The sequence below is a fragment of the Martinezella miluonensis genome, from assembly GCF_900094545.1.
GTDB lineage: Bacteria > Pseudomonadota > Alphaproteobacteria > Rhizobiales > Rhizobiaceae > Rhizobium > Rhizobium miluonense.
The window spans coordinates 86,995-99,709 of the sequence record NZ_FMAH01000025.1 but is presented as its reverse complement, the minus strand read 5'-3'; the positions used below and the strand labels follow the sequence as shown (position 1 = coordinate 99,709).

The following is a 12,715-nucleotide window of genomic DNA, read 5'->3' as shown; positions in this document are numbered from 1 at the left end:
TGAATGTTCCGGAACTGGTCGTCGCCCGCACGGCCATTGGCGACTTCCAATCCATGATCCGCTCGAAGACAACACGAAAGCTCGATGAATGGCTTGACGCAGCTAAAAACAGCCTGGTCGGATCGTTTGCCGGTGGCGTTGAGAAGGACCTCAACGCTGTGAGAAACGCAATCATTTCACCGTGGTCAAATGGGCAGACGGAAGGTCAGATCACACGACTAAAGCTCATCAAACGACAGATGTACGGACGTGCAAAACTCGATCTGCTGCAGGCGCGATTGATCGGCGCATCGTAGGATCTGCACGTCAGCAAAAGTGCGTCAGAGCCACTTCTCGGTGGAAACGCCGGGTCAGTTCCTAGCGGAAATCAACAGCACGCCGCTTCATCGTCACCGCTGATATTGGATCGGTTGGCTCCATCTGCGCCCTGCGCGCCGATCCCGTCAGTTTTCCGACGACATTCAGCTTTGAGGTCAAGGCTTTCTCCTCTGCAAAATCGGCCGAGCAATATATGGCGCATCTCCTCAATACAGAGGAAAAGACAGAGCGCGTCGATCTCGGCAAGCTTCCGCGGCATTGGACCAAGATACCGAAACTCAGATTCGGAAAGCGAGCCGCCAGCCTGACGATCCAATATGCGGATGCGAACTATCGGCTTGGCTCTGATCTCGTCGCCTTACCGGTATCGGCAACAGCGGGAACCTGGTTGAGCGTCGTCGTGCCCGTCTACAATGCGCCGCCGCGATATCTGGACGATCTCGTCAGATCTTTCGAAATGCAGGCAGAACAGGGCACGGAGCTCATTCTGAGCGATGATGGCTCGACATCGCCGGAAACGCGGCAATGGTATAAGTCGCAGCAGGCGAAAGACAATATCCGCTTCATGCTGAACGAACGCAATGGCGGCATCGCGGCGGCCACCAATTCCGGCCTGGCCCATGCTCGCGGCCAATGGATCGCCCTCCTCGACCATGACGATGTCGTTGCGCCCCACGCTTTCAAGCTCATCAGGCATACGCTGGAGCAAAACCCGGACGCCAATTTCCTTTATACCGACGAGCTCGTCGTCGACGACACCTTGAAGCCGACCGGCGTCATGCTGAAGCCGGCCTACGACTCGGTCCTGCTGAGCGGCGTCAACTACATCAACCACTTCTCCATCTATCGCCACAGCCGGCTTCGGGAGATCGGTTATCTACGCACCGGTTATGACGGATCGCAGGACTATGACCTGCTGCTGCGCTATCTGGAGGGACTCCCGGAACAAAGCATCCTACACCTGCCCTACCCGGCCTACTGGTGGCGCCGCAACGGCCAGACCTACTCGCGCAAATTCATGGACGCCGCGACCGCGAATGCGAGGAAGGCGCTGACCGAAAGGTTCGAACGGCAGCGGCAAACGATTCAAGTCGAAGGAGCACTCACCAAGACGCTGCATCGCGTCGTGTTCGAGCCGCCGCGCGATTGGCCTAAAGTCTCGATCGTCATTCCCAGCAAGGACAACTTCGACCTCATCTCCCGCATCCTTCATGATCTCTTCGAAAAGACGGACTATCCGGATTTCGAAGTGCTTGTTATAGACAACGGGTCTACGGACAAGGCGGTGCTCGATCTCTACGACCGCTATCGCCAGACACACCGGCGGTTTTCGGCAGTCGTCACCCCGGAAGCCTTCAATTTCTCACGCTCGGTCAATCGCGGCTTGAACGCAGCGACGGGCGAGCACTATCTGATCCTCAACAATGACGTCGAAGTGATCGAATCTGGCTGGCTGAAGGAGATGGTCTCCTGCCTCGCCTACGACAGAACCGGCATCGTCGGCGCCAAGCTGCTCTTTCCGAACGACAAGATGCAACATGCAGGCGTGGTCGTCGGCTTTGGCGGATTGGCCGGCCATTGGTATTTGAACAAGCCCAAAGAGTTCGGCGGTCCGATGAACCGGCTACATCTGCGCAATACCATGACCTGCGTAACCGGCGCGGTCATGCTGATCTCGGGCGACTGCCTGCAAAAGATCGGCCTGTTCGACGAGGAGAATTTCGCCGTCGCCTATAACGATGTCGACTATTGCCTGCGCGCTCACAAGGCCGGCTACCGCATCATCTGGACGCCCTTTGCCTGTCTCTATCACCATGAATCGCTGTCGCGCGGATCGGACAAGTCGGGAGGGCGGAAGAAGCGATTCGAGCAGGAAAAACAGAACCTGCGCCGGCTGCATGCGACGCAGAGCTTCACCGACAGGGCGCTCAATCCGGCCTATAGCCGCGATAAAGCAGACCCGCGAATCGTCGTCCCGACACGATTGTTCATTCCGTCTATGTCATAGCGGGCTGCAGGCGCCGACCAAGTCGTTCGTGGCATTCAAAGCCGGATCAGATCCAGATCCGCACCGATCTCGCGTTGGGCGATCTCGACCACGCTCATCTCATGCGTGAAGAGGATCGTCTGGAAGCGTTCGGCGGTGCTCGCAAGCACCTTCAAACCTGCGCTTGCCCGCTCGTCGTCAAAGGTCTGGAAGATATCGTCGACGATCATGGGGGCCGGCTCGTTCCGAGCGGCGTAATCCTCCAGGAATGCCAGCCGCAAGGCGAGATAGAGCTGATCGCCGGTGCCTTCGCTCAGGCCGTCGAGCGGCACACGCTCACCGCCCACTCGTTCCGCCAGCAGCTGCAACGCGTCGCTTTCGTCATGCGCCTCGACAAGACGTAGGAACCGGCTTCCCGTGAGCTGCGAAAACAATTCACCGGCGCGTTTGATGACCGGGTCCGCCTGTTTCTCACGATAAGACTCCATCGAACCCGCCAGCATGCGTGCGGCAAGCTTCAAGATCACCCATTGCCGAGCAAGGTCCTTTGCCTCCTGTTCGGCCGAGAGCTTTTCGAAAACCGCGTATTCGGCACTGACGCCAGTTTCGAGCGCCTGCTGTTGGCGCCGATTTTCCGCCAGCCGCGCCGAAAGCTCACCATGTAGCGTGAATTGCCGCTGATCCTCTTCGATCAATCGTTCGATTTCCAGATCGGCAGCAACGCGCTCGAAATCACGAAGCTGAGCCCGCAGTTCGTCCTCCGCCCGGCCATCGGCCTGGTGACGGAAGCGATTGCGGCTTTCGAGCAACCGTGCACTCAAACGAGTACGCTCCCGCAGCCGCGACAGCAGCGCCGCCAGATCGCTAGGCCCCGGCAGGTCGGCCGTCAGGTGATCGAGATCGGTCGATATTGCCGCAAGAGCCTCCTCATGGCGAGCAAGCAATCCTTCCGCGCGCTGCCGATCCTCTTCGAGGCCTTCGCGCTTCTTCAACTCACCGCGCATCGCATTGGCGCGGCTGTGCAGGGCTTCGGCTGCGGTATCGGGCGGCAGATGATCCAGCTCGTAGCCGGCGCTGGCCACAAGCGTTGCGAGCCGCCGTTCGAAGTCCGCCATATCTCGCCGCATGCCAGTAACGCGGCGCAGCCTGTTGTCGCGCTCTGCCAAAGCATCGGGCAGCTCTTCCCATGCCTTCAGGGCGACGGATGCCATTTCCAGCGTCGCATCCACCGGCAGGCCAAGAGGAACAACGGCCTTGCCGAACGCCTCGCGCCAGTCGACGTGCCGCCGTTCCAATGTCTGCTGCTGCTCGTCAAACCGTGCCAACCGGTCCCGCGCCGAGCTTATCTCCCCTTCCCGCGTTCGGCTTTCGCTCCAGCGCTCCGCGGCTAGGCGCAGGTGCTTGCGCAATCCTTCCGCCATCGCGACGGGCGGCAGGCGCCCGCTCCTGTAGCCGGTCGCCTCAACGATATCCTGCAGAGCGGGCAACACACGCTCTTCTGCAAGAGCGTTCTCGTCGCGTTCGTCAAGCAGATCGCGCAAAGTATTGCGCTGGCGCAGCAGCCCTTCGACACCTCGCCGCCACTCGAGCATGATTGACGGATCCAGCGCGACTGTACCGCAAGGATCGAACAGGCCTGCAAAGGATGCCTCGGCCTCCACCAATAGTCTCTCGTGCTGTTGCAGCTGGTTCGACACATCCTCGCGCTCCCGTTGCAGGCGAGCTTGACGCAGGCGATAATCCGCATGGCGGGCAACACGATCGGCATCGCTGAGAATGGTGTCGGCCAGGCGATCGGTATCACCGATGCTGACAGTCAGCGCTGCAATGGCTTTGGCGTTGGGAGGTCGGCCATCCGCCAGCATGTCCTGAATCGATAGCCATCGGCCATCGCGGTCTTCACGCGCCGCCGCCACCTGCTCGCGCGTGACGACCGGGCCTGTGCGTTCCGCATCCGCTAGAGCCTGCGCGATCTCTGCCAGTTGATTATCATAGCCGCGCAGCTTTTCGGTAGTCTCGCGCACCTTAGCCCGCGCAGCATCAATCGTCTCGCGATGGGTGGCGATCTCCGATAGCTCCGGCAAAGGTGCCGCAAAGAGCATGGAGATGTCACCAACCGGTGGCCGCAGGCGTGCGGCTGCTTCCTCAAGATCCGCCTCGACGCGACGGATCTGCGTCTCCAGGGCATCGAGACGCGCCAGGCCGGCGAGATCCGCAGTCAATGAATCCAGTTGATCGCCATAGGGTCTAGGATCGAACAGACGTCCGGCAAAGCTGTCCCTCTCCAATGCGGCAAGCTGGCTGCGTTCGCTCTCTTCCTGTTCGGTGAGCCCCTGGAGTTGTCGCGAGAGGGTTCTACCCTGCTCTACCAGTTCGGACAGGCGGGCCAGGTCGACGTCGCTCGGCTGATGCGCCTCGAGCTTCTCAACATTGGATATGCCCAGACGGCGTGCCAGTTGGGCGAGCGAGGCATCGTAACCGGCCAACTCTTGATCGACGCGCGGCAGATCATGACGCTGGCTGCGATAGTTGCCGGTATCGGCAAAAAGCTGAGTGATGTCGCCGGATATCTGCAACAATGCCTCATCGACCTGGATGCGGGACAGGTCCTCCTCGGTGCGGGTCACCGTGTGGCGCACACGACGCATTTCCTCTTCGGCGGCTTGCTTGTCGCGCAGCCTCTGCTCAAGCCTGTCGGCAAGGCTCTCGGGAATTGCGGAGAAATCGGCCAGCTCGTCGAGCGCCATGCCCTCGGCGTCGATCTCGGCAAGCAAGGGCTGCAAGGTCTTCAGCTTCTTAAGCCGGTCCAGAGCCTGGCGCGTCTCTCGACGCTCTGCCTGCAACCGTTCCAGCTCAGCCTCGATTTCGGCTGCCTCCGCCAGCAGCTTCTTCCAGTCCCCGGATTTGAGTTCATGATCGCGTTCGGCCTTGCGGGCGTCTTCGTAGCGATCCAGCGCTTTATAGAATCCGCGATCCTTCGAGCGCCGGGCCGCATAGATGCCGTCGGCTTCCGCTTCCAGCGACTGGCGCAGCCGTGAAAGGCCGGTCAGGCCGGAGGCTGCCGAAAACAGCAGGCTGCCAATCTCGCCACCACTGCGCAGCATGGCCGTCGCACCTTGCCGAAGTCTTTGCGAATCGAGGCCAAAGGCGCGTTCGAAGACATCCCGGCTCAGATTGCCGATGAATGGGGCAAGGGCATCCTCGGCGAGCGGCGTCTCCTTGTCATCAGGTGCAAGAAGCGTGCTCTTGCGGCCGCGGCGGCGGCGGAAGGCCAGCTTGGCGCCATCATGTGCCTTGATTTCAGCTCCGATACGCAAGGTGCCGGGCTCATGCAAAAAACTCTGTTCAGCGGCGGCGGGAAAGCCGAAGAGCAGATCGGAAATCGCACTCAGAGCCGAAGACTTGCCGGCCTCGTTGGGACCAAAGATGACATGCAGCTTGGCTCCGGCACGGAAATCGAGCGTGCGGTCGGTCAACGCGCCGTAGCGAAGAATGTCGAGACGATCGAAGCGCATGTCAGCCTGCCCCCTGCCCGCGCGCCAGCAGCAACTGCCGAGCTTCTTCGATGAGGGCTTCCGGGCTGTCGTCCAGCGGCGTCGCCGTTGCGCCAAGCCCGCCCGGAAGGCGCACCGCAATCTCGTCAACCAGCCGGCTTGCTTCCATCGCGATATCGGCATCTCCCGCATGCTCGGCCAGCAACTGGCGAAGATCGAGCGCACCGTCTGCTTCCGCGACCTGTGTTGCCGGCGGCTCCAGGCGAAGTTCCAGTTTTTCGAGCCAGATATCCTCGTGCACGCGATGGCATGCGGCTTCGACCTCATCACGCCATTGCTGACGGTTGGCAGCAATGGCGCCTTGCAATGGCGTGATGCCGGAGAGCAGCACGCGTAGCGCAGTCATCCTTCCCGCCATGTCATCGGCCATGGGCTGCACTGCCTGCTCGATGCGGCGCAGGATCGCCGCCTGATCATCATCGGGGCCAACGGCAACATCGACTTGCGCAAAGCGCGCTTCGTCGACGATCAGGCGCTCATGCTCGATGCGGCCGTCCTCGACCGTCACCAGCACCGCGCCCTTGGCGCCCCGCTCGCGGATATTGCGACCCTGCAGATTGCCGGGAAAGATCACTAGCGGGTCCTTGGCCACGACTTCATAGTCATGCACATGACCGAGCGCCCAGTAGTCGTAGCCGCGCGAGCGCAGGTCATCGACCGAGCATGGCGCATAGGGCGCATGCGGTTCGCGACCGGTGAGCGACGTGTGGAGAATGCCGATGTTGAACCAGTCGGAGACGGGCGCGGGATAGGAGAGCGCCAGGTTGTCATTGGCCGAGCGTTCAGCGAAACCCTGACCATGCAGCACCACCTGCAACTGATCGAGCTTGACGCTGCCGGGTTTGCCAGTCGGAAACTCGTGCACATTGGCGGGCAAGGTGATCGTCTTGGTGATGACGCTTGCCGCGTCGTGATTGCCGCGCAGCAGATAGACCGGGATGCCGGCCCGCTCCAGCCGCGCCATTTCGCGATTGAAGAACAGGCCAATCTTGTTGTCCTTCCAATCGCCATCATAGACATCGCCAGCGATGACGAAGAAATCGACGCGCCTTTCGATGGCCAGCCCCACCAGCATCGAGAAGGCCTTGCGGCTGGCTTCGACAAAAACCGCGGCAACGGCGGCGTCCTTCAACGCCAGCCCCTGAAAGGGACTGCCAAGATGCAGATCGGCGGCATGGATGAAGCTGAAAGAGGACATGGGCTCCGATAACAGTCAGATATCCGGTCTCTCCTTTTAAGGAAGCGGAGGCGCAATGAACACTGCACCACGCGCTTCATCCAACGGTTTCGTCAGTTGTCAGAAACTGTGATATTTCCGAGTCACGCGATTGCGATGGCACATCCGCCTTACACATGCTTGCCGCCGATCCGGGCGGCTGCTAATGCGCTGGCATTTCATTACCTAAGACGAGGAGATTTCTCATGCGACATCATGCTTTCGGGCGGACGCCCTTTATCGTGACAGATGTCGGCTTCGGCGCCTGGCAGATCGGCGGCGCATGGGGCGATGTCAGTGAGGCCGATGGCCGCGCGGCACTGAATGCCGCTCTCGATGCGGGCATGACCTTCATCGATACCGCCGACGTCTATGGCGACGGCCGCTCAGAAAAGATCATCGCCGATGTGCTGAAGGCCCGCGGCGGCGAGCGCCCGATGGTGGCGACCAAGGCCGGCCGCCGGCTGAACCCGCATGTGGCCGACGGCTACACCAAGGTCAATCTCGAAGGCTTCATCGACCGCAGCCTGAAGAACCTCGGCGTCGAGAGCCTCGACCTCGTGCAGCTTCATTGCCCTCCGACCGAAGTTCTTTACCGGCCGGAAGTCTTCGCCGGTCTCGACGCGTTGCAGAAGGCCGGCAAGATCAAGGGATACGGCGTCAGCGTCGAAAAGGTCGAAGAGGCGCTGAAGGCGATCGAGTATCCGGGCGTGCTCAGCATCCAGATCATCTACAATATCATCCGCCAGCGGCCCGACCACCTGTTCTTCACGGAAGCCAAGCGCAAGAACGTGGCTGTCATCGCCCGCGTGCCGCTGGCTTCCGGCCTGCTCTCCGGCAAGATCACCCGCGACACCCAATTTGCCAGCGACGATCATCGCAACTTCAACCGCCACGGCGAGGCCTTTGATGTCGGCGAGACCTTTGCCGGCGTTCCGTTCGAGGTGGGTCTGCAGGCCGTCGAGGAAGTGCGCAAGCTGGTTCCATCAGGCGCCAGCATGGCAGCCTTTGCACTGCGCTGGATTCTGATGAACGAAGCCGTCACCGTCGTCATCCCCGGTGCCCGCAATGCCGAGCAGGCCAAGGCCAATGCGGCTGCAGTCGATCTTGCGCCGCTTTCCGCCGACGTCATGGTGGCGACGCGCGAGATCTACGAGCGGCTTATCGCTCCGCACGTTCATCATCGCTGGTAAGCGCGGCGGCGTTGCGAACGAGAAAGGCCGGGCGCAAGCCCGGCCTTTGCTGAACCCTCAGAGAGTTGCAGTTCAACTCTGCCGAACAACGGTTCCGATCACGTTGGTGAGAATACGCGCGGCGGTAATCGCCGATAGGCCGTCAATGTCGGTAGGCGGATAGAATTCCACCAAGTCGAAGCCTGCGATCCTGGCCCGCCTGCCAAGACCCGCGATCAGGTCGATGATCTCAGTATAGGTCAGGCCACCGGGCGTCCGTGCCGCGACCCCCGGCATGATCGAGGGATCGATGCTATCGCAATCAAGGGTAACGACGACCTGCGCACCTTCCGGAACATGTCGCAGAGCTGCTCCGATACCCTGGGCGTGAATTTCGCGAGCCGTCACGAAGCAGCTGCCATAGCGCCGCGCGTCTTCGATTTCGGTAAGGCGCGCACTGCCGACGCTGCGAAGGCCGACCTGGACCATGCCTGCGACATGCGGCATCTCGCTTGCCCGGCGCATCGGGCTCGAATAACCGAAGCGTTCTCCCTGCAGTTCGTCACGCCAGTCTATATGAGCATCGATCTGCAGGACCCAGATCGGCCCCCGATCTGCAAAGCCGGTGAGGAACGGGATAGTGACGGAGCAGTCGCCGCCAAGCAAAACCGGCACGGCCGACAACGCCAGGATCTCACGCGTCTTCGCCTCGATCCGCTCCCGGTTGCCGGCATTGTCGTGCATGGCGGTGGAGACATCTCCCGCATCGACACAGGAGATTGGCTTGCCGTCAAATAGCGGTCCGCCGAGATCGAAATCCCAATGTTCGACCAACGGCGCTTCGCTCTGGCTTGCGCCGCGAATGGCACCGGCGGCCAGCGCATAGCCGCCGCTATCCTTGTCCGGATAGGTACTGCCGTGGCCGGCTCCGAAGATGACTGCGCGAGGCATGCTGCCATCGATTTGTCGATTGGGAAGGCCGAGAAAGGAAGGCGATGCGGTCATTTCTTGATGATCCTGATGGTCATTCGACTGAAACGTCAACGTTGGGCATTCGAAAATACCCTCTGACGTTTTCTTCGCAAGAGAATGCGCGGACCGTCCGAGCCGGAAGCATCCTCCATTTTATTGGTCAGGGATAGCGAACGAAATCCAGCCCTTCCCTGCCTGGAAACGAAAAAGGGCCCGCAAAGCGGACCCTCAATGTTCTCCAACCGCAAGGCTAACACCTCGCGGTGGGTGAAAACGAAATCAGCTGTTGACCGCGTCCTTCAGGCCCTTGCCGGGCGTGAACTTCGGAACATTGCGAGCAGCGATGTCGACCTCAGCACCCGTGGACGGGTTGCGGCCCTTCGTGGCTGCACGGTGAGAAACAGTGAAGCTGCCGAAACCAGCGAGGCGAATGTCGCCGCCCTTCTTCAGTTCAGCCTGGACGGTCTCGAAAACAGCGTCAACAGCGGAAGCAGCGTCAGCCTTCGTGATACCGGCCTTCTCGGCCACTGCGGACACGAGCTCATTCTTGTTCATGTTTCCACCCCTTTCTTTGGTATGAAACGACTTATCAGTAAGCGGGGTGCAAGTAGGAATGCTCTTACCCGCCGCAACCCCAAAAACCCTGCAAACCAAGGAAAAGCAAGCGTTTCCGGACGCTTTTCACAAAAAAAGACCGGCAAAAATGCCGGTCTTTTCGCCATTTCTGGCAATTCGACAGAATTGAGGCGAAGAGCCTCAATGTGCGATCGACGTACCCACGTCATCCACGCCTTCGACCGTTGCGATCACGGGCGTTTCGACGGTGCCATCCCATTCGATCGGCTCCGGCCGACGGACGAGCGCGTGCTTGATCACCTCGCCCATGCGCGAGACCGGAATGATCTCCATGCTGTTCTTCACGTTGTCCGGAATCTCCGCCAGATCCTTGGCGTTTTCTTCCGGGATCAGCACCTTCTTGATGCCGCCGCGCATCGCTGCCAGCAGCTTTTCCTTCAGGCCGCCGATCGGCAGCACGCGGCCGCGCAGCGTGATTTCACCGGTCATGGCCACATCCTTGGAAACCGGAATGCCGGTCATGATCGAGACGATCGCGGTTGCCATGGCGACACCGGCCGACGGACCATCCTTTGGCGTTGCGCCTTCCGGCAAGTGCACATGGATGTCGCTCTTGTCGAAGCGTGGCGGTTCGATGCCGAAATCGACGGCGCGCGAGCGGACGTAAGAAGCTGCCGCGGAAATCGATTCCTTCATGACTTCCTTCAGGTTGCCAGTAACAGTCATGCGGCCCTTGCCCGGCATCATCACACCTTCGATCGTCAGCAGCACGCCACCGACTTCAGTCCAGGCGAGACCGGTGACGACACCGACCTGATCTTCGCGTTCGGCTTCGCCATGACGGTAGCGCGGCACGCCCAGATAGTCGGGAACGTTCTCGGCCGTCACGGTGATCGACTTCGTCTTGCCCTTGATGATCTCGGTGACCGCCTTGCGTGCGAGCTTCATCAGTTCGCGTTCGAAGTTACGGACACCGGCTTCGCGGGTGTACTGCTCGATCACGACCATCAGAGCATCGTCGCTGATCGAGAATTCGCTCGGCTGCAGCGCATGTTCCTTGATGGCCTTCGGCAACAGGTGTCGCTTGGCGATCTCGCGCTTTTCATCCTCGGTGTAGCCGGCAATACGGATGATCTCCATGCGGTCCATCAAGGGCGCAGGGATATTCAGCGTATTCGCCGTCGTAATGAACATCACGTCCGACAGGTCATATTCGACTTCCAGGTAGTGATCCATGAAGGTCGAGTTCTGCGCCGGGTCCAGCACTTCCAGCAGGGCCGAAGACGGATCGCCGCGATAGTCCATGCCGAGCTTGTCGATTTCGTCGAGCAGGAACAGCGGGTTGGACTTCTTGGCCTTCTTCATCGACTGGATGACCTTGCCGGGCATCGAGCCGATATAGGTGCGGCGGTGACCGCGGATTTCGGCTTCGTCGCGAACGCCGCCAAGCGCCATGCGGACATACTCACGGCCGGTCGCCTTGGCGATCGACTGGGCAAGCGAGGTCTTGCCGACGCCCGGAGGGCCGACGAGGCAAAGGATCGGGCCCTTGATCTTGGTCGCACGTGCCTGGACGGCCAGATATTCGACGATGCGCTCCTTGACCTTGTCCAGACCGAAATGATCGGCTTCGAGAATCTTCTCGGCATTGTTCAGATCGGTCTTGATCTTCGACTTCTTTTGCCAGGGGATACCCAGCAGCCAATCGAGATAGTTGCGCACGACGGTCGCTTCAGCCGACATCGGGCTCATCTGCCGGAGCTTCTTCAGCTCGGCATCGGCCTTTTCCTTGGCTTCCTTCGAAAGCTTGGTCTTGGAGATGCGCTCTTCCAGTTCGGCCATCTCGTCGCGGCCTTCGTCGCCGTCGCCAAGTTCCTTCTGGATCGCCTTCATCTGCTCATTCAGATAGTATTCGCGCTGGGTCTTCTCCATCTGGCGCTTGACGCGCGAGCGGATGCGCTTCTCGACCTGCAGAACCGAAATCTCGCCTTCCATGAAGCCGAGCGCCTTTTCGAGGCGGCCCTTGACGCTGGTGGTTTCCAGCATCTCCTGCTTTTCGGTGATCTTGATCGACAGATGCGAAGCGACCGTATCGGCGAGCTTGGAATAGTCGTCGATCTGGCTGGCGGCACCAACCACTTCCGGAGAAATCTTCTTGTTGAGCTTCACGTAGCTCTCGAATTCCGAAACGACCGAGCGGCTCAGAGCCTCGAGCTCGACCTGATCTTCTTCCGGCTCGTGCAGAATATGGCCAAGCGCTTCGTAGAAATCCTCGCGGCCGGTATATTCGTCAATCTGCGCGCGCGCACGGCCTTCGACCAGCACCTTGACGGTGCCGTCAGGCAGTTTCAGCAGCTGCAGAACGTTGGCCACGGTGCCGACCTTATGGATTGCGTCCGGCGCGGGATCATCATCGCTGGCATTGATCTGGGTGACCAGCATGATCTGCTTGTCGGAACCCATGACCTCTTCCAGCGCCCGAATGGATTTCTCCCGTCCGACGAACAGCGGCACGATCATGTGGGGGAAGACCACGATGTCGCGCAACGGCAATACCGGATAGGCAATGCTCTCATTTGCCGCAGACGTTTTCTTAGTCATTTTATTTCCTTTCCGTCGTCCCGTTCCCGGGCTCTTTGCCGACTGGGAGGATTAGCCGGCTCTCTCACTTGGTAAACAAGTGGAGCTTCACATTATCTATTTCAAGTCACGCGGGACGCACCGCAGTCAAGCAGCGAACCGCGCATTCACGAAGGAGGAACGCAACAACAAAACACCGAAGCCCAGCTACTCTAACACGGCTGGCGCAGCTAAATCCGAAGATAAAACGCCGGGCTTGAGCCCTATCCGCCGGATGCTCCAGAATCATGCCATCATGGCCGCAGCGGGAGTTCTTAACAACCGGTTTCGACTGCGTTCC

The 12,715-nt window shown here is 60.2% G+C and carries 8 protein-coding genes; 3 read left to right on the top strand and 5 right to left on the bottom strand.

Features of this window, described 5'->3' with window-relative positions; translation table 11 throughout:
- Nucleotides 1-296 (top strand): transposase (locus GA0061102_RS19770; RefSeq protein ID WP_245298070.1); only part of this gene is annotated, 296 nt, incomplete at its 5' end.
- A gap of 215 nt (nt 297-511) precedes the next feature.
- Complete coding sequence (locus tag GA0061102_RS19765; RefSeq protein ID WP_245298069.1) at nt 512-2,326, top strand: glycosyltransferase family 2 protein; 1,815 nt, start codon at nt 512-514, stop codon at nt 2,324-2,326.
- 35 nt (nt 2,327-2,361) lie between these two features.
- Here the strand turns inward: GA0061102_RS19765 and GA0061102_RS19760 are convergent, their stop codons facing one another.
- Together GA0061102_RS19760 and GA0061102_RS19755 are read right to left on the bottom strand one after the other, a co-directional pair.
- Nucleotides 2,362-5,820 carry an ATP-binding protein gene (locus tag GA0061102_RS19760; RefSeq protein WP_092852389.1) on the bottom strand — a complete coding sequence of 1,153 codons (3,459 nt, stop codon included), beginning with the start codon at nt 5,818-5,820 and terminating at the stop codon, nt 2,362-2,364.
- A gap of 1 nt (nt 5,821) precedes the next feature.
- Nucleotides 5,822-7,057, bottom strand: a complete 1,236-nt coding sequence (locus GA0061102_RS19755) for a metallophosphoesterase family protein (RefSeq protein ID WP_092852387.1) — start codon at nt 7,055-7,057, stop codon at nt 5,822-5,824.
- Between the two features lie 224 nt (nt 7,058-7,281).
- Between GA0061102_RS19755 and GA0061102_RS19750 the strand changes: the two genes are divergently transcribed.
- Entirely contained in the window at nt 7,282-8,268 is a 987-nt protein-coding gene (locus GA0061102_RS19750) for an aldo/keto reductase (RefSeq protein ID WP_092852385.1), read from the top strand.
- A gap of 72 nt (nt 8,269-8,340) precedes the next feature.
- Here GA0061102_RS19750 and GA0061102_RS19745 read toward each other — a convergent pair whose 3' ends face one another.
- From GA0061102_RS19745 to lon, 3 genes are all read right to left on the bottom strand, one after another.
- The gene (locus GA0061102_RS19745) at nt 8,341-9,252 is read right to left on the bottom strand and encodes an agmatinase (protein ID WP_092852383.1); all 912 of its coding nucleotides are present in this window, start codon (nt 9,250-9,252) and stop codon (nt 8,341-8,343) included.
- A 246-nt stretch (nt 9,253-9,498) separates the two neighbouring features.
- Nucleotides 9,499-9,774, bottom strand: coding sequence for a DNA-binding protein HupB (gene hupB / locus GA0061102_RS19740; protein ID WP_037153530.1), 276 nt, complete (start codon nt 9,772-9,774; stop codon nt 9,499-9,501).
- 201 nt (nt 9,775-9,975) lie between these two features.
- Nucleotides 9,976-12,396 carry an endopeptidase La gene (gene lon / locus GA0061102_RS19735; protein WP_092852381.1) on the bottom strand — a complete coding sequence of 807 codons (2,421 nt, stop codon included), beginning with the start codon at nt 12,394-12,396 and terminating at the stop codon, nt 9,976-9,978.
- Nucleotides 12,397-12,715 lie beyond the last annotated feature (319 nt).

Excerpts from the sequence above, each read along its gene's own strand:
- lon (WP_092852381.1), bottom strand. The coding sequence starts at position 12,396 with ATGACTAAGAAAACGTCTGCGGCAAATGAGAGCATTGCCTATCCGGTA.
- GA0061102_RS19755 (WP_092852387.1), bottom strand. The coding sequence starts at position 7,057 with ATGTCCTCTTTCAGCTTCATCCATGCCGCCGATCTGCATCTTGGCAGT.
- GA0061102_RS19745 (WP_092852383.1), bottom strand. The coding sequence starts at position 9,252 with ATGACCGCATCGCCTTCCTTTCTCGGCCTTCCCAATCGACAAATCGAT.
- hupB (WP_037153530.1), bottom strand. The coding sequence starts at position 9,774 with ATGAACAAGAATGAGCTCGTGTCCGCAGTGGCCGAGAAGGCCGGTATC.
- GA0061102_RS19765 (WP_245298069.1), top strand. The coding sequence starts at position 512 with ATGGCGCATCTCCTCAATACAGAGGAAAAGACAGAGCGCGTCGATCTC.
- GA0061102_RS19760 (WP_092852389.1), bottom strand. The coding sequence starts at position 5,820 with ATGCGCTTCGATCGTCTCGACATTCTTCGCTACGGCGCGTTGACCGAC.
- GA0061102_RS19750 (WP_092852385.1), top strand. The coding sequence starts at position 7,282 with ATGCGACATCATGCTTTCGGGCGGACGCCCTTTATCGTGACAGATGTC.